A 16,818-nucleotide genomic window follows, 5' to 3' on the forward strand; every position below is an offset into this window, starting at 1 on the left:
GATGTCAACGTCGAGCACGATGTGTAGCCTGGATGGAGCGAAGCGTAATCCGGGGGCCTTTTGAGTCCGGCGTGACAAACCCGGATTGCGTTGCGCTCCATCCGGGCTACGGCCCATCAGTCGCACCGAAAGATGTTTTTGCGGATCGTGCCGTGAACTCCCCAATTGGCATCGACCACCTGGGTGACGCCGAAATCGGCGCCGACCGATAGCAGCGAAATCGCCTCGTCCTCGCTCAAACCGTGCACGGTCATCAGGAACCTCCTGAGCTTGCGGAACGCATCGCGCATCGCACGGTCGAGACTCGAGTGGTTGGCAATCTCGGTCTGTGCGTCGGCGCCGAGCGCGGCGAGGTAGTTCGGATAGGTGAAGCCGTAGAACGACCACGCCTGATCGGTCTCCAGCATCGGATGATCGAGACCTTCGAGGCTGGTGCCGGCGAGATCGGCCTTCTTGTGCAGGACGAACTCGAAATCGCCGGTCAGCGAGGTTTCGATCGCGGTGCCGCCAAGCTCGCTGTCGCCTTGCGCGGCGTGGGGATCGCCGACCGAGAAATAGGCGCCGGGGATCGCGACCGGATAGAACATCCGCGCCCCCTTGCCGATGCGCCAGTCGTCGATGTTGCCGCCGGTATAGCTCGGCGGGATCGAGCTGACGAAATCGGCCTCCGACGGCGCGAGCCCCATGGTGCCAAAATGCAGCCGTGCCGGCACCCTGACGCTTGTGAGGATGTTCTCGCGCTTCTTGATGGTGGCGTGATCGACGCGCACGCCGGGATAATCGATGGTCGGATGCACGATGCCGTCGGGGTCGGTCTGGGGCGTCCAGACGTAGTTGTAGACCGCTTTGGCGCAGGGCTCGCCTGACGTGTCGAGCTCGAAGATGGTGACGACCTCGCGCGGCTTCGGCTCCTCGATCAGATCGTGATAGTGAAAGCCCCAATTGGCGGCGATGTTGGAGCCGAAGCAGCGCCCGGCATGACAGGCGCTGCAGCTCGGCCGCGGCCGGATATCGAGGATGCGCACTTCGAGGATGTCGCCGGGTTCGGCGCCTTCGATCGCGACCGGACCGGTGAGGAGATGCACGCCGATCCCCTCGCCTGCTCCGCGGATGAACGGGCCTTCGGTCGGGCCCGAACCGCGCCGCCCGACGGCCTTGTGCTCGCGCGTCCATTGGAACACGCTCTCGGCGCCGGGATCACCCTGGATCATGCGCTCGTAGTCATCATTGGCGTGATGGGTCAGCGTCTCGATGGTGGCGCGATCCCCCGAGCGCAGGGTCAGGGCCGGCGCGACCTTCTTGGAGAAATAGCCCCAGTGGACGGTCTTCGGCGAAACCGGCAGCGTGACATGCTTCATGAGGTGGCCTCTTCTGGAAACGCGGTCTTGAACGGTGTGGGTGCGGCTCTCATCGCACCACCTCCGGAGTTTTGTCGGCTTCCATCACGCTGAGGAAACGCGCGGTCAGCGGATTGCGGGGGTTGGAGAGCACCTCGTGCGCGGGCCCCTCCTCGATGATCGTGCCGCCGCTCAGGAACGCGACGCGGTCGGCGACCTCGTCGGCGAAGCGGATCTGGTGCGTCGAGATGATCATGGTGAGGCCGTCATCGACGGCGAGCCGCCGGATCACCTCCAGCACCTCGCTGACGAGCTCGGGATCGAGCGCCGAGGTCGGCTCGTCCAGGAGCAGCACGCTGGGGTTCGGGGCGAGCGCTCGGGCGATCGCGACGCGCTGCTGCTGGCCGCCGGAGAGATGCCGCGGCAGCGCGTCGGCGCGGTGCGACAGCCCGACCCGCTCGAGCAGCTCGGCGGCGCGGCGATCGGCATCAATGCGGGTCATGCCGTGCACCCAGCGCAAGGGCCCGGCGATGTTCTCCTTGGCCGAGAGATGGGCAAACAAATTGAATTGCTGGAACACCATGCCGACGCCCACGCTTGCCCGCTCATTGGCGATCGCGCGGGGCGGCAGCAGCTTGCCGTCGTCGCCAAAACCGAGGCGGCGGCCGCCGACACGCACCGTGCCTCCGTCCCAGCTTTCGAGATGATTGATGCAGCGGAGCAGCGTGCTCTTGCCGGAGCCGCTGGGCCCGAGCAGCGCGACGACCTCGCCGACGCGTACGGTGAGATCGAGGCCGGCAAGCACCTTTTGCCCGCCGTAGCTCTTGGTGAGGTCCTTGGTCTCGACCGCGATGTTGTTGCGTGAAATCGTCGCCGCGCGCCGGGTGCGTTCCTCGCGGGTCAAGGCCAGCGGTGGCGTGTCGGTGAGCTCAGCCTGTGCAGGCACTTGGACGTCGACGATCGCTGCGGCAAGTTCGAGCTTGGTGGCGAGGTCGACGCGACGCCAGGGCAGGTAATCGGCGAGCCTGCGCTGGCGGCCCTTGGTACGATCGAGATCGAGCAACCATTCGACGAAAAGCTGGATGATGCTGATGGCAAAGGTCAGCACCAGGTATAGCAGGCCCGAGGCGAAGAAGATCGAGAAGAAGTCGAAGGTCGAGGACGCAAGCTGGGTCGAGCGCAGGGTCAGCTCCTGGACCGCGACCACGGAGGCGAGCGACGAATTCTTCAGCGCACTCACGGCCTCGTTGCCGAAGGCCGGGATCATGGTGCGGATCGCCTGGGGCGCGATCACCCGCCACATCAGGATCCGCGGCGTCATGCCGAGCGCCTGGCCGGCCGTCACCTGCCCGCGGTCGACACCGAGCACGCCGGCGCGCAGCATCTCGGCGATGAACGGCGCCTCGTTGCAGGCCAGCGCAAGGCCGGCGGCCAGCACCGCCGGCAGCTTGATCCCGATATGCGGCAACGCGTCGTAGGCGAACACCATTTGCAGGATCAGCGGCGTGCCGCGGAAGATCACGGTGTAGGCCCTGGCGATCGCCGCCAGCAGCCAGAAGCGGGAGAGCTGCATGCCGGCGAGGATCAATCCAAGGATCAATCCGCCGCCGAGCCCGAGGGCAGTCACCTCGAGGGTGAGCTCGATGCCCTCGAGCAGATACGGCATGCTCAGGTAATGGAGGAATAGCGACATCAGTCGGCCGTCAGAATGTCAGGCTCCTTGAAGTTGTTCACGTCGAGCCCATGCTTCTTCAGAAGCTCCATATGCGTGCCGGCCTTCTGCACCTCGATCAGGGCTGCGAGCACGGCGTCGCGGAATTTAGGCTTGTCCTTCGGGACGGCGATGCCGACCGAATACGGGATCGTCACCGCGGTCGCCTTCTCCAGCTTGTCCGGATAGGCCTTCACCGCGCTGTCGACGGTGTTGACGTCGTTGACATAGGTGTCGGCACGACCGGCGAGGATCGCCTGGATGCAGTTGGCGTTGTTGTCGTAGAGCTGGACGGTCGGCTCGGCCTTGCCGGCCTTCTTGCACTCAGGCATCAGCGTCTGGATCAGCGGCACCTCGACATAGCCGGTGTTTTCAGCGGCAGCGGCGCCGCACATCGACATGTTGATGCCGTTGATGCCCTTCGGATTGCCCTTGGCGACCAGCACGCCGTCGAACACTTTCGAATAGGTGATGAAGTCGGCGGCCTTGGCGCGCTCCTTGGTGGCGTAGATGTCGGAAATCACGATGTCGGCTTGTCCCGCGGCCAGCGTCGTCAGGAGCGCCGCGAACGTCACCGGCTTGTAGGTCAACTTGAAGCCGAGGCATTCGCCGATGGCTTCGCCGAGATCGATGTCGAAGCCGATATACTTGCTCGGATCCTTCGGATCGATGGTCTCATAGCCCGGCGTGTGCGGGTTGATGGCGTTGACGAGGGTCTTGCCCTTCCAGTCCGGATATTTGTCCTGGAGCGCGGCGCAGGCCGCAGGCGCCGCAGCCTGCGCGCTCAGGGGCGCGGCTGCCAGCGCGCCGAAAGTGACCGCGGCGCCGAGCGCGGCCTTGTGCCAAGACAGCGATGCACGTGCGTTCCCCCGCGCCTGGGGCAATACGGGTCTCTCCATCTCCAGCTCCTTCGAATTGTCATGGCAATGGCCATGTTCCAGATCGCGGAAGCGAGCCTAGGAGGAGAGCGGACCGGAAAGCTTGTCCGCGGGCGTACAAAAAATTGGATGGAGGGAGCCCGCCATTTGGGCAGGCAGCTGCTCAAAAACTGTTCGTGAATGCGGGACGCTGTAGCGCGCAATTGCGAATTCGGGGAAACCACATGATCTTGCGTGACGCCGCGATCTGCACGATCAGCGAATCATGCGGTGAGGTCATTTGACAGAGATATGACAATCAAAGGACGCATCTGCGGCCGACATCCGGGAGAAATAAACAGCGAAAGATGTGACATCCTTCACACTGCGGGCACCCCGGCAGGAACCTAAGTTTCCCAACGCGATTTCATCAATCGCTAACCAATCGGGACCCGATTGGCGGATCGTTAAAATGCGATCGATCGGCTCAACCGGGAAACAAACCGGCTTTGCGATATTGCGCCATCCGCGGTCCGGAGGGTGTGATGAGCGAAGCCGAATTCAACTTGCTGCTGGATGCCGTCCAGGACGCCATGGTCCATGAAGATCTGGCGTTCGTGCCGGGGGAGGATCTCGTGCCGCGCTCGTGGACGTATTACGCGAAGCCCAACGCCTCCGCGAAGCCCAAAGCCGCCAATGACAATGAGGGCGCCTGGCCCTTGGTGCCTTTCCCGGACGGCTGGTACGCGGCCTGCTGAAGCCAATTTCACCGTGAGCCGACGCGCCCGCGCTCCGCGGGCGTTTTGCTATGGCAGCTACGCGGTGAAAATCCCGCGTGATCGCGATCAGGTCTTGACCCGCTCTCCGCCGTCCTGCGGCGCCTGGTCGGGTGCGGCCGGCGGAAAGATGCTGTCATAGATCGCACGGGCCTCGCGGATGAGGCGGGCCCGCTCCAGCTCGGATTTCGGGACAAATCGGACGGTTTCGCTCACGTGCTCTCCAGCGCTCGATCGTTGGGATGCATCACTTCGCAGATGCGAAGACTATGCCAGCGGGCTGAATGGCGGGTTTCCGCCGGGCCCCGGGCAAACCCGGTGCCAGCACGCATCGCCCGCGCGGGCCGATGGCAGCCGCGATACGATCGAATATTGCTGAAATATCAGGAGGTTGAGATGGAGGCCACGTCGGGACTCGAACCCGAGTAAACGGTTTTGCAGACTGCTAGGACCGTTTACAACAAACGGACGGATAGAATAGCGAACAAGTTCAGGTGCTTACGGATGGTAAGATTGGTGCTTTACCGCCCCAAGCGCCTTAAGCGAAAGCGCCCGTACACAAAATCGTACACACAAAACCTTAGTGGAATTGGTTGGAGGCCACGCCCGGAATTGAACCGGGATAAGGGCTTTTGCAGAGCCATGCGTAACCATTCCGCCACGTGGCCAACCAGCCGCCGAAGCGACCGGCCAGTGTTTGCCAGATCACCCGCGTCGGATCAACCCATGCCGCGTGAAACGCGCCAGGGCTTTGGCCACAGTCGTAGTTCCGCCCTGAAAGGCGCCTTATCCTGTTTGCATAACCTAGAAAGGGAGGCGGTACGTGGAATTGCTTCGGTACGGTCAGAGCTTCAAAGTGCAATCTCGGGATGTGTTCAAGAAGGTTCATAGCGACGGACCATTTCCCAACATGCTGCGCGTCAACTTTATGAATTTCGGTCGCGGTTACGAACGCAAGAGTGCTTTCGGCGTCACTCTTCGGTGGCAAGACGTAGAATCGGCCATACAGGCGTTCTCAGAAATGGGGCACCCCGAAGCTATCAAGCTTCGAAATGCCGTACACTTGGCAAAAGCCGCCGAAGACGCTGGATGGACGGCGGCTAACGCGACCCCATCCAACTGAAACACAAATGTAGGTCGCCATCATTTGGCGGCCTATTTTTGGTTTAGCGCCGCCCGACATACCGAATGACCTTCTTATTCTTCTTACAAACCGGGCAAAAATCGCGACGGCGGTCGAATTCTGCGAGCTTGGCAAGCTGATTCGTTTTGCGATTGGCATGTTGGCGCACTGACAAGCTCAGCGCGTTAGTGATACAATCGTCGCAGATTGCAGCCGGTGCCCGGTTCTCAATGAGGCCGCCAACGTCGTCCAGAACGGTCACGCTAATTTACCTTGCACCGGGGACACTTGTTTTGATGCGGATGCCGCCTAGTGAGGCCAACTCGCGGATCACGTTGACGCTGTTCCTTGCCAAACTTTCAACAGCCGCTTGAGAACCAGGCAACGTCTCTTTTGCGCTGAGAGCTATCAAGGCGACCCGCACGTCTTCCAAGGACTTCTGGTAATCCTCAACGATGGTCGCGCCCTCGCGAGAGTCGAAGATAATGGCTAATTCGATTGCCTTCCATTGCAACTCGATGATTTTCGATAGCGCGGCCTTGCGTGTCGCCTCGTCCACGTTGTTGGTTTTGAGAACGCCTTGATGCACTGCGGCTACATCGCTCACTAATGCTCGAGTCCTGGCGTTTAAGTCGTCAAGGTTCCGGATTACGAATTCGCTTCGGATTTTTTGTATTTCCAAATTCTGATTGATAATCGGCACGATCCAGTAAGTCGCGATGACGCCTGCAATTACGCCGACCAGAGTGGCCCAGACCGGTAACTTGTCCTCTTTGAGCGTCTTGCAAATGTAACTGAAGAAGCGCGCCATTATTGTCACCGCTTCTGTTCAACTTTAACCGGAGTGCGCAAACCGATATTTTTTCGCGCTCGCTTTGCGAGACCATTCAGCTTGTCGATATCGTCCTTATGGAGGGATTTATACAAGTACCCCAGCTTTACTCCGGCGTCCTTCGCAATGTGAGCGTCGTGCGGCGAGACGGAATTGGTCACCTCGATTCCTGATTTAAGGCTCTCAGCGTTCGTGCCTTTCAGGGAGATTGCAATTCCTCCACTCACAAAAACGGCCATGGCCGCTGACAGTGCAGCGAGTGCAAACTTTCCGGGCGAGTTGAAATTCTGAGAGAACGACTGGATCAAGCTTTCGTCGAAAAATTCATCAATCGCCGCAAAAACATCGAGCTTGGCGAAAGATTCAAGTTCCTCTCGTTCAATCGCGCTAAACGCGGATATAAAGTACGAGACAAGAACATTCGCTTCATATGTCGCGAGCGGATTCTTACCGTCGTATTGAGGACCGTCTATAATGACAGCCGATTTTTCCGCGAGGACGAAAGATGGGTACGCCAAGTTGAAGAACCTGTCAGACACGGCTGACCGAGCAACCTGCGCGATCGCAGGAGGCTTCGAAAGGTACATTTGAAGGTCCAATGGTATCTGATGGCGAGGAACGCCATCGTTCAGCCATTTGACCTTTCGTACAGGAATTTCCTCATTTGGGTAACGCGCGATGGTCAGGGAATCTTCTGGATTGAAGTCAGTCACCACCTCGCCGAAATAAACAGGAGCGAACTGCCTACCTGGCACTATTACCAAGTCACCCTTTTTCACTCTTGCGAATAGTTTTCGAACGTTGCTGGCAAGAACTCTATCGTGTCCGTCTTCCAGTTTCTCGTCGGAATAGGTTGTTGGATTTCTCGAAGGGGGCGTGCCACCCTTTCGCACGTAGTTAGTAACTGCCGCTGACATGCGGGTGTGCTGCCTGAGCCGTGCTTGATCATTGACAACCGCAGGCCAGAGACGAATTCCGGGAGTGTCCAGGAAAACTGCATCGTGGCCCAAGAAGATTTCCAAAAATCGCCGCCCCAATCCTGGGAAGATGACCCATATCGCAGCATCAGACGGAATTATTTTTGTAGCAATATCTACGACTATCAAAGGCCCCACCCCAGCACGGACCACCAGCAAAGAATCGATTTCCTAGCGGGCCGACTATAGAGGCACGCTGGGGTTAAGCTAGCACCGCCAGAACTATCGGAGCGAGCATTGTGAACGGTTTGAACAACCGCTTACAAGGCGCGCAGGAATTCGCCTTTGCCGAATTGAATGTGTACGCAAAATCGTACACATACCAAAGTATCATATCCAATCAAGTTATTGAATTTACTATAGTATTTTAGGCGGGAGCGTGAAGATAGAGGTTTTGCAGACCGGCGCGTAACCACTCCGCCACGTGGCCCCAACGAGGGCGGAGCAATATAGGGGATCACAGGTTTAGGCAACCCCGACCGGACCAGCTACGCCTTCGCGCCGCCGAGATATTGGCCGAGAATTTCATCGGTCGCGCCGGCGGCCACAATCCACCCCTCCTCCAGCAGGATCGCGCGGTTGCAGGTGCTCTTGATCAACTCGATGTCGTGCGAGGCGAGCACCAGAATGCCGGCGCGTACAACGATCTCGTCGAGCCGCTGCCGCGCCTTCTTGCGGAACTGCTGGTCGCCGACGCCGATCCATTCGTCGAGCAGCACGATCTCGCCCTCGACGGCGGTTGCGACTGCAAAGATCAGGCGCAGCATCATGCCGCTGGAATAGGTGCGCAGCGGCAGGTCGAGCCGGTCGCCCAGTTCGGTGAATGCGGCGATCTCCCCCCGCTTGCGTCGATCTCGGAGCGCCGTGCGCCGATCACGAGGCCACGCCGCATGATGTTCTCGTAGCCGGTCGCTTCCTCGTCGAATCCGGCCGAGAGATCGAACAGCGGCAGACAGCGGCCCAGCACGTCCACGCTGCCCGACGTCGGATGGTAGATGCCGGCGAGCACCCGCAGCAGCGTGGTCTTGCCGGCGCCATTGGCGCCGATGATGGCGACGCGATCGCCGGCACGGATGTCGAGGTTGACGTCATTCAACGCGGAGACGATGTGCGGGGTCGCCGTGGTCCGCCGCAGTGTCATCGCGTTGACGAACCGGCTGCGCAGCGAGCGGTCGCGGAACGACAGCACCGGAAACCTTACCGAGACGTTGCGAAGCGCGATATGAGCTGCGGGGGTCATATCTCGTGCCTCACAGCCAATACGCCACACGATGGCGGTATTTCGCGTAGCAGCCGAGGCCGATGACGGCCACGACGGTCGCATAGATGACCCCGAGGAGCCATTGCTCCGCATCGGTCGACTGCGACAGTAGCGGCCTGCGCACCAGATCGAGCAGCGTCGCGAACGGATTGGCGCGGATCAGCCAATAAAACGCGGTGCCGCGCGCGCTGTCTTCGGTCCAGATGATCGGCGTCAGGAAGAAGACGAATTGCAGGCCGCTGACGATCGCCGAGCCGATGTCACGAAACCGCGCGCAGAGCATACCGAGCGCGACCGAGCCACCCAGCAGCACAGTGAGCAGGATCGCGAAGCCCGGTACCGCGAGCAGCATGCTCCCATGCAGCGGCCACGGCATCAGGAGATAGAGCAGGACGACGATCACCAGATGATGCGCGAAGATGAGGACGTTGCGCGCCATCATCTGGAGCACGTGCACGATCAGCGGCGCCGGCACCGCCTTGATCAAATGGCCTGATGCCACGAAGATGTGGGAACCTTCCTGGAGCGTCGTCGCGATCAGCGTCCAGACGATCAGGCCGACGGCAAAGTGCGGCAGAAAGCTCGTGATGTCCTGTCTGAACAGTGCCGCATAGACCGTGCCGACGCTGGCAATGGTCGCCGCGAGCGTCAGTGTGATCCAGAGCGGGCCGATCACGGTACGCCGATAGCGCAGCGAAACGTCCATCAGGGCAAGCGTGCCCCAACGATCGAACCGCGCCGCCTGGGCAAGGATCTCCTTGGCTGCAAGCTGAATGCGACGGCCCCTTCGTTTCCGGCGTTCCGATCGTGCGAGAGCATAGCAGATAGCGGCCTATTGGCCGACGGTCTCTATCCGCCCGCCTCTCGCGGGACAATCGGCCGTACGGATGATCCGGACCGGAGTCAGGCTCGCTTGACCCGCCGGACACCGCGCCGGCGGTCCTTCACCGGCGGCTTTGGCGCCAATTCGGGCATCTCGGTCTGGACCTCGCGGTAGCGGGTTAACATCCGTTCAAAGCTGGCATTCAGCGTCTCGGCGATGTCCGGGCGCTTCTCCAGAGCGGAGAGGATCGTCGCCGCAGCCTCGATGGTCGACAGTCCGTCCTTCCGAGGCTCCTTGCGCAGGCGCCCGTACCGCGATGGGGTGGTCGGGTTCAGGATGACGCGCTGGCATTTCAGCATCCACGGGTTGCGCCACCACAGGGCCTTGGCTTGGCTCCAGGTGCCGTCGAGCAGCACCACACCTTCGAGCTTGCCGAGGCGCGCGCGCTGGTTGTCCGCGACCTCGCTCTTGCGGTTGAGAGCCAGGATTTCGCCCTCGGCCTCGAGATCGGTGGCGTGCGCCGAGCCGAGATAGAGCACCGCCCAGTGCGAGGCGTTCTCGATGGGTTGCCCCAGCGCTTTCGACAGGCTCGGCCAGGACAGGCCGACCCGCAGCGTGGCACCGGCGAAATGCTTCGCAAGCAGCCGCGCAGTGCCGAGCGCCCTGTCCTGCTCCTGCGGATGCTGAAGGATCAGGAGCGAGAGCCGGTTCTTGATGGGCGTGACGCTGTCGCAGATGCACAACGGCATCGGCTTCTGGCAGTGCGGGCATTCGGGGATCGGATCGGCCGGCGCGGCGGCGGTGGGGTTCGACATAGTCGCCGCTATACGCTCTGCACGGCGGTTCAACAACCCGCCTATTCCGCCGGCGCGGCCAGCGGGCGCGGTTCGGAGCGGCGGCGCAGGCGGTCGACCAGCAGGTAGATCACGGGCGTGGTGTAGAGCGTCAGGATCTGCGAGACGAACAGCCCGCCGATGATGGTGATGCCGAGCGGACGGCGGAGTTCCGTGCCGGGCCCGGTCGCGACCACCAGCGGAATGCCGGCGAACAGCGCCGCCATCGTCGTCATCAGGATCGGCCGGAAGCGCGCCTGGCAGGCCTCGAAGATCGCCTCCGCCGACGACAGGCCGCGCTGGCGCTCGGCATCGAGCGCGAAATCCACCATCATGATGCCATTCTTCTTGACGATGCCGATCAACAGGATGATGCCAACGAAGGCGATCACGGTCAGTGGCGTGTTGGTGAGCTGCAAGGCCAGCAGCGCGCCAAGTCCCGCCGAGGGTAGCGTCGAGATGATCGTGAGCGGATGGGCGAGGCTCTCGTAGAGCACGCCGAGCACGATATACATCGCCACCAGCGCGCCGAGGATCAGGAGCGGCTGGCGGCCGCTGGTCTTGGCGAAATCGCCAGCATTGCCATCAAAACTGCCGCGAATGCCTTCCGGCATGTGCAGCTCCTCGACCGCGCGCTGGATGTTCTGCGTTGCGGCCTGGATCTGCACATCCGGCAACAGGTTGAACGACACCGTGGTCGATGGGAACGACTGCGAATGATAGACCGCGAGCGCGGCGAGCCCGCGCGTCGCATGCACCACGGCCGACAGCGGCACCTGCGCGTCGCCCGCGCCGGCGACATAGATGCGATCGAGGTTGGAGGGGTCGACCTGGAATTTCGGGTCGATCTCCAGCACGGTCATGTACTGGTTGCGCTGGGTGTAGATGATCCCGATCTGCCGCTGCGAGAACGCGTTGTTGAGCGCGTTGTCGATATCCTGGACGCGGACGCCGAGTGCGGAGGCCTTCTGGCGGTCGATCGACAAGGTCAATTGAAGCCCGCCGGGATCGCGGTCGCTGGAGATGTCGGTGATGCCTTCGACGCTCTCCATGCGCTTGGCCACGATCGGCGCCCACTTTTGCAACAGGCCGAGGTCGGTGCTGGTCAGCGTGTATTGGTAGTCGGAATCGCTCTGCCGTCCGCCGGCGCGCACGTCCTGGGCGGCGAACATGAACAGGCGGATGCCGGGCACCGGGTATAACGCCCGCCTGAGACGGTCGATCACCACCTGGGTCGAGACGTGGTCGCGCTCCTCCGGCGGCTTCAGGCTGATGAACATGGTGCCGCGATTGGAGGTCGCGCCGCCCGGTCCGCCGCCGCTGCCGACGGTGGAGCCGATGCCGGCCACTGCCGGATCCTGCATCACGATGTCGGCGAGCCGCTGCTGCAGGCTCAGCATCGACTGGAACGAGATGTCGGCCGAGGCGCGCGTCGCCCCGATGACGAAGCCGGAATCGTCGGTCGGGAAATAGCCCTTAGGGATCTTGATGTAGAGCGTAATTGTTAGGCCGATGGTGGCGAAGAACACCAGCAGCGTCAGCAGCGGATATTCCAGCACGGTGCGCAAGGTGCGGGTGTAGAACGCGACGATGCGCGACAGCGAGCCCTCGATGATCCGGTCGAACAGGGTCGCCGTGCCAGACGTGGTCTGGCGGATGTAATGGGCGCAGATCATCGGCGTCACCGTCAGCGACACCAGGGTCGAGACCAGGATGGCGAAGGTCAATGTCAGGGAGAACTCGCGCAGCAGCCGGCCGACGACGCCATCCATGAAGATCAGCGGCGTGAAGGCCGCGATCAGCGACAGGCTGATCGACACGACGGTGAAGCCGATCTGCCGGGCGCCGTCCAATGCCGCCTGGAGCGGGCGCATGCCGTGCTCGAGATTGCGGTACATGTTCTCGATCATGACGATGGCGTCGTCGACCACGAAGCCAACGGAGATCGCCAGCGCCATGAGCGAAAGATTGTCGATCGAGAAGCCCGCGACCCACATGCCGGCGCAGGTTCCGGCCAGCGCCAGCGGCACCGAGATTCCGGCTGCGATCGTCGGCGTGAGCCGTCGCAGGAATACGAACACGACGACCATCACGAGAATGGCAGTCGCGAGCAAGGTCCACTGCATGTCGAGCACGCTGGCGCGGATCGTACTGGTGCGGTCGACCAAGGTGGAGATATCGACCCCGGCCGGGATCCACTGCTTCAGCGCGGGGATCAGCGCCTTCACCCGGTCGACGGTATCGATGACGTTGGCATCGCCCTGCTTGGTGATCTGGATCAGCACAGCCGGCTGCTTGTTGAACCAGGCGATGGAACGGGCGTTACGGACGGAGTCCTCGATGTCGGCAACATCGGAGAGCCGGACGAAATTGCCCTTCGCGCTCTTGATGACGATGTCGCGGAACTCTTTCGCCGTCCGCATCTGCTTGTTGAGCGACAGCGTCTCGCTCTGGCGCTCGCCGTTGAAGATGCCGACCGGACCGAGCGGGTTGGCGTTGATAATCGCAGTTCGCACGTCGTCGGTGGCGATGCCGGCATTGGACAGCGCGACAGGATTGAGCTGAATCCTGACCGCCGGCTGGTCGGCACCCGAGATCGTCACATTGCCCACCCCCGGCACCTGCGAGATGCGCTGCGCCAGCACGGTGTCGGCGACGTCGTAGACCGCGCTGGCGGACAGCGTCTTCGAGGTCAGCGCCAGCACGAAGACCGGCGCGCCTGCGGTGTTCGCCTTGCGGAAGCGCGGCAGCGTCGGCAAATCGCTCGGCAGGTCGACCAGCGACGCATTGATTGCCGCCTGCACGTCGCGGGCGGCTTTGTCGACGTTGCGGCCGATGTCGAACTGGAGCTGGATGCTGGTCGTGCCGAGTGACGAAGTCGAGGTGATCTGGCTGATGCCCGCGATCTCGCCGAGCCGCCGCTCCAGCGGCGAGGCAACCGTCGCGGCCATGACGGACGGGTCGGCGCCAGGACGGCTGGCCGAGACGAAGATGGCGGGAAAATCGATGTTCGGAACCGAGGCAACGGGGAGGAACTCGTAAGCCACGATACCCAGCAGGAACAACCCGATCGACAGCAGCGTGGTCGCGACCGGGCGGCGGATGAAGGGCTCCGAGATCGATGCCATCACTGCATCCCCTCGGTCGCGCCCGCGACGGGCGGACCGCCGGATTCGGCCGGCGGCAGCGCCTGCTCGAGGCGGCGGTTGATGCGGTCGAGGGCGAGATAGATCACCGGCGTGGTGTAGAGCGTGAGCAATTGGCTGAGCAGCAGGCCGCCGATAATGGAGATGCCGAGTGGGAAGCGCAGCTCGGCGCCGGTGCCGCTCTCGATCGCCAGCGGCAGCGCACCGAACAGGGCGGCCAGCGTCGTCATCATGATCGGACGGAAGCGCAGCAGACAAGCCTGTACGATCGCCTCGTTCGGCGACATCCCCTGCCCGCGCTCGGCCTCGAGCGCGAAGTCGATCATCATGATCGCGTTCTTCTTGACGATGCCCATCAACAGGATGATGCCGATCAGCCCGATCACCGAGAGATCCTGCCCGCACAGCATCAGCGCCAGGATCGCGCCGACGCCGGCGGACGGCAGCGTCGAGAGGATCGTGATCGGATGGATGTAGCTCTCGTAGAGCACGCCGAGCACGATATAGATCGTGATCACCGCGGCCAGCAGCAGCCAGGGCTGGCCGGCGAGTGCCTTGGCGAATTCGGCGGCGTCGCCGGCATAGACGCCGACGATGCTGTTGGGCATCTCGATCCGGGTCTCGATGGTCTTCACGGCCTCGACGGCATCGCCAAGCGCCGCGCCCGGCGCGAGGTTGAAGCTGAGCGAGATCGACGGGAATTGCGCCTGGTGCGAAATCGCGAGCGGCGCGGTGGTGCGCGTCAGCGTCGCCACGGCGGAGAGCGGCACCTGCGCGTTGGGCGCACCGGCGGTCGCGCTCGCCGCGCCCGGCAGATAAAGCTTCGACAGGATCGAGGGATCGCGCTGGTACATCGGCAGCGCTTCCAGCACCACGCGGTACTGGTTGGCCTGGCCGTAGATGGTCGAGATCTGGCGCTGCGCGAAGGCGTCGTTGAGCGTGTCGGTGATGCCCTGAAGGCTGACGCCGAGCTGGCCGGCGCGGGTGCGGTCGACCGTGAGCTGCGCCCGCAGACCGCCTTCCTGCGCTTCCGAGGAGACGTCGCGGAACAGCGGATCGCGCCGCATTTCGGCAACCAGCTTGCGCGCCCATTCCGACACCAAAGCGGCGTCGGTGCCGGTCAGCGTGTACTGGTATTGCGAACGGCTCGACTGGGTCGAGATCTGCACGTCCTGCACCGGCTGGAAATAGACGGTCATGCCGGGGATGGTGGCCACCCGCCCCTTCAGGCGGGTGATGACGACGCTGACATCGTCGCGCCGCTCGCCGCGAGGTTTCAGCGTCATGACAAGACGGCCGACATTGGTGGTCGGATTGACCGAGCCTGCACCGATCACCGAGACCACGCCGGTCACATCGGGATCGGCCTTGATGGCGTCGGCCGCCTCGGCCTGCCGCTTCTGCATCTCCGCAAACGAGACGTCGGGACCGGCTTCGGTCACCGCCGTGATCGAGGCGGTGTCCTGCAGCGGCAGGAAGCCCTTTGGCGCGACGACATAGAGCGCCAGGGTCGCGATCAGCGTGGCGAAAGTCACGACCAGTGTCGCGCGCTGGCGCTCCAGCACCCAGAGCAGCGTGCGGTGATAGAACCCGACGGTGCGGTCGATGAAGCGGCTGACCGCGGCAAGACCCGGCACTGCCAGCTCTTCATGGGCATGCTTCAGCAGGCGCGAGCACATCATCGGCGTCAGCGTCAGCGACACCACGGCGGAGGTCACGACCGCGATCGTCAGGGTCAGCGCGAATTCGCGGAACATGCGGCCCACAAGGCCCGACATGAACAACAGCGGGATGAACACCGCAATCAGCGATACCGTCAGCGAAATCACGGTGAAGCCGATCTCGCTGGCGCCCTTCAGCGAAGCCTCCATCGCGCTGTCGCCGTTTTCCATGTGGCGGACGATGTTCTCGATCATCACGATGGCGTCGTCCACGACGAAGCCGGTGCCGATGGTGAGCGCCATCAGCGACAGATTGTCGAGGCTGAAGCCGGCAAAATACATGATGCCGAAGCTCGTGATCAGCGACAGCGGCAGCGCCACGCCGGCGATCAGCGTGGCGCGTAGCGAACGCAGGAACAGCAGCACCACCAGCGTCACCAGCACGACGCTGAGGATCAGCGTGAACTGCACGTCGCGCACCGAGGCACGGATGGTGACGGTGCGGTCGGAGACGATGGTGAGGTTCACGCCGGCCGGAATAGCGCGCTGGACCTTTGGGATTTCCGCCCGGATCTGGCTGACGACGTCGATCACATTGGCGCCGGGCTGACGCTGGATGTCGATGATGACGGCGGGCGAGCCCTGGTACCAGCCGCCGGTGCGGTCGTTCTCGAGCCCATCGACGATCTGGGCGACGTCGGCGATCGTGACCGGCGAGCCGTTGCGGTAGGCGATGATGACAGGCTTGTAGGCGTCGGCGGCGGCGATCTGGTCGTTGGCGGCGATGATGTAGGATTGCTGCGCGCCGTCGAGCGAGCCTTTCGGCCCGGAGACGTTGGCACTGGCGATCGCGGTGCGCAGGTCTTCCATGGCTATGCCATAGGCGGCGAGCCGCGCGAGATCCGCCTGGATGCGGACGGCTGGCTTCAGTCCGCCGAGCACAGAGACGCGCCCGACGCCGGAAATCTGGCTCAGCCGCTGCGCCAGAAGCGTATCGGCGATGTCGCTCATCGCCCGCAACGAGATTGTGTCGGAGCGCAGCGCCAACGTCATCACCGGCGCATCGGCCGGGTTCACCTTGGCGTAGGTCGGCGGATAAGGCAGCGTCTTGGGCAGCACGCCGGCCGCCGCGTTGATCGCAGCCTGGACGTCCTGGGTGGCACCGTCGATGTCGCGGTTGAGATCGAACTGCAGCGAGATCTGGCTGACGCCGAACGAGCTCGTCGAGTTCATCGCCGACAGCGACGGGATCTGGCCGAGCTGCCGCTCCAAGGGCGCGGTGATCAGCGAGGCGATCACGTCGGGGCTCGCGCCGGGCAATTGCGTCGTCACCTGCACGGTCGGGAAATCGACCTGCGGCAGCGCGGACACCGGCAGCGCGAAATAGCCGAGCAGCCCGCCAATCAGAAGCGCGATGCCGAGCAATGAGGTCGCGATCGGACGGCGGATGAAGGGTTCGGAGACGCCCATGGGATGCGCCT

Annotated in this window: 13 protein-coding genes, 2 tRNA genes and 1 pseudogene; 2 read left to right on the forward strand and 14 right to left on the reverse strand. The window is 62.8% G+C overall.

Going from position 1 to position 16,818, the window contains the following annotated elements; genetic code table 11:
• Positions 1–116: 116 nt before the first annotated feature.
• The 3 genes from IVB54_RS20355 to IVB54_RS20365 are packed head-to-tail and all read right to left on the reverse strand — an operon-like array spanning position 117 to position 3,947.
• The gene (locus tag IVB54_RS20355; RefSeq protein ID WP_018457809.1) at positions 117–1,358 is read right to left on the reverse strand and encodes an acetamidase/formamidase family protein; all 1,242 of its coding nucleotides are present in this window, start codon (positions 1,356–1,358) and stop codon (positions 117–119) included.
• A 49-nt stretch (positions 1,359–1,407) separates the two neighbouring features.
• Positions 1,408–3,030, reverse strand: a complete 1,623-nt coding sequence (locus tag IVB54_RS20360; RefSeq protein WP_018457808.1) for an amino acid ABC transporter permease/ATP-binding protein — start codon at positions 3,028–3,030, stop codon at positions 1,408–1,410.
• Positions 3,030–3,947 carry an ABC transporter substrate-binding protein gene (locus IVB54_RS20365; protein WP_026233444.1) on the reverse strand — a complete coding sequence of 306 codons (918 nt, stop codon included), beginning with the start codon at positions 3,945–3,947 and terminating at the stop codon, positions 3,030–3,032. The genes IVB54_RS20360 and IVB54_RS20365 overlap by 1 nt, the downstream gene beginning before the upstream one ends.
• A 503-nt stretch (positions 3,948–4,450) precedes the next feature.
• On the opposite strand from IVB54_RS20365, the gene IVB54_RS20370 reads away from it, so the two are divergent.
• Positions 4,451–4,663 carry a hypothetical protein gene (locus IVB54_RS20370; RefSeq protein ID WP_018457805.1) on the forward strand — a complete coding sequence of 71 codons (213 nt, stop codon included), beginning with the start codon at positions 4,451–4,453 and terminating at the stop codon, positions 4,661–4,663.
• Between the two features lie 87 nt (positions 4,664–4,750).
• Here the strand turns inward: IVB54_RS20370 and IVB54_RS20375 are convergent, their stop codons facing one another.
• The 3 genes from IVB54_RS20375 to IVB54_RS20385 form a co-directional block, all read right to left on the reverse strand.
• A complete protein-coding gene (locus IVB54_RS20375) occupies positions 4,751–4,897 on the reverse strand; it encodes a hypothetical protein (RefSeq protein WP_018457804.1) in 147 nt (48 codons plus the stop codon).
• A gap of 181 nt (positions 4,898–5,078) precedes the next feature.
• A tRNA-Cys gene (locus IVB54_RS20380) sits at positions 5,079–5,151 on the reverse strand.
• Positions 5,152–5,275: 124 nt separating this feature from the next.
• Positions 5,276–5,349, reverse strand: a tRNA-Cys gene (locus IVB54_RS20385).
• Between the two features lie 155 nt (positions 5,350–5,504).
• On the opposite strand from IVB54_RS20385, the gene IVB54_RS20390 reads away from it, so the two are divergent.
• Positions 5,505–5,804, forward strand: a complete 300-nt coding sequence (locus IVB54_RS20390) for a hypothetical protein (protein ID WP_247776423.1) — start codon at positions 5,505–5,507, stop codon at positions 5,802–5,804.
• Between the two features lie 43 nt (positions 5,805–5,847).
• Here IVB54_RS20390 and IVB54_RS20395 read toward each other — a convergent pair whose 3' ends face one another.
• From IVB54_RS20395 to IVB54_RS20435, 8 genes and pseudogenes are all read right to left on the reverse strand, one after another.
• Entirely contained in the window at positions 5,848–6,066 is a 219-nt protein-coding gene (locus IVB54_RS20395; RefSeq protein ID WP_247776424.1) for a hypothetical protein, read from the reverse strand.
• A gap of 6 nt (positions 6,067–6,072) precedes the next feature.
• Positions 6,073–6,615 (reverse strand): hypothetical protein, encoded by a 543-nt coding sequence (locus IVB54_RS20400; RefSeq protein ID WP_247776425.1) that lies wholly within the window; start codon positions 6,613–6,615, stop codon positions 6,073–6,075.
• Between the two features lie 5 nt (positions 6,616–6,620).
• Positions 6,621–7,772 carry a hypothetical protein gene (locus tag IVB54_RS20405; protein ID WP_247776426.1) on the reverse strand — a complete coding sequence of 384 codons (1,152 nt, stop codon included), beginning with the start codon at positions 7,770–7,772 and terminating at the stop codon, positions 6,621–6,623.
• Positions 7,773–8,101: 329 nt separating this feature from the next.
• Positions 8,102–8,853, reverse strand: a pseudogene (locus IVB54_RS41675) (ABC transporter ATP-binding protein).
• A 10-nt stretch (positions 8,854–8,863) separates the two neighbouring features.
• A complete protein-coding gene (locus tag IVB54_RS20420) occupies positions 8,864–9,580 on the reverse strand; it encodes an ABC transporter permease (RefSeq protein WP_085385242.1) in 717 nt (238 codons plus the stop codon).
• 197 nt (positions 9,581–9,777) lie between these two features.
• Positions 9,778–10,512, reverse strand: coding sequence for a tRNA-uridine aminocarboxypropyltransferase (locus tag IVB54_RS20425; RefSeq protein ID WP_018457801.1), 735 nt, complete (start codon positions 10,510–10,512; stop codon positions 9,778–9,780).
• 41 nt (positions 10,513–10,553) lie between these two features.
• On the reverse strand, positions 10,554–13,658 hold the full coding sequence (locus IVB54_RS20430) for an efflux RND transporter permease subunit (RefSeq protein ID WP_018457800.1): 3,105 nt from the start codon (positions 13,656–13,658) through the stop codon (positions 10,554–10,556).
• Complete coding sequence (locus IVB54_RS20435) at positions 13,658–16,807, reverse strand: efflux RND transporter permease subunit (protein WP_247776429.1); 3,150 nt, start codon at positions 16,805–16,807, stop codon at positions 13,658–13,660. The genes IVB54_RS20430 and IVB54_RS20435 overlap by 1 nt, the downstream gene beginning before the upstream one ends.
• Between the last annotated feature and the right edge of the window lie 11 nt (positions 16,808–16,818).

Origin of the sequence: Bradyrhizobium sp. CW1, from assembly GCF_023100665.1 — a bacterium.
Lineage (GTDB): Bacteria > Pseudomonadota > Alphaproteobacteria > Rhizobiales > Xanthobacteraceae > Bradyrhizobium > Bradyrhizobium canariense_D.

What these genes read in the sequence shown, in the direction of transcription:
- IVB54_RS20355 (WP_018457809.1), bottom strand. Translation starts at nt 1,358, where the DNA reads ATGAAGCATGTCACGCTGCCGGTTTCGCCGAAGACCGTCCACTGGGGC.
- IVB54_RS20360 (WP_018457808.1), bottom strand. Translation starts at nt 3,030, where the DNA reads ATGTCGCTATTCCTCCATTACCTGAGCATGCCGTATCTGCTCGAGGGC.
- IVB54_RS20365 (WP_026233444.1), bottom strand. Translation starts at nt 3,947, where the DNA reads ATGGAGAGACCCGTATTGCCCCAGGCGCGGGGGAACGCACGTGCATCG.
- IVB54_RS20370 (WP_018457805.1), top strand. Translation starts at nt 4,451, where the DNA reads ATGAGCGAAGCCGAATTCAACTTGCTGCTGGATGCCGTCCAGGACGCC.
- IVB54_RS20400 (WP_247776425.1), bottom strand. Translation starts at nt 6,615, where the DNA reads ATGGCGCGCTTCTTCAGTTACATTTGCAAGACGCTCAAAGAGGACAAG.
- IVB54_RS20420 (WP_085385242.1), bottom strand. Translation starts at nt 9,580, where the DNA reads ATGGACGTTTCGCTGCGCTATCGGCGTACCGTGATCGGCCCGCTCTGG.
- IVB54_RS20425 (WP_018457801.1), bottom strand. Translation starts at nt 10,512, where the DNA reads ATGTCGAACCCCACCGCCGCCGCGCCGGCCGATCCGATCCCCGAATGC.
- IVB54_RS20430 (WP_018457800.1), bottom strand. Translation starts at nt 13,658, where the DNA reads ATGGCATCGATCTCGGAGCCCTTCATCCGCCGCCCGGTCGCGACCACG.
- IVB54_RS20435 (WP_247776429.1), bottom strand. Translation starts at nt 16,807, where the DNA reads ATGGGCGTCTCCGAACCCTTCATCCGCCGTCCGATCGCGACCTCATTG.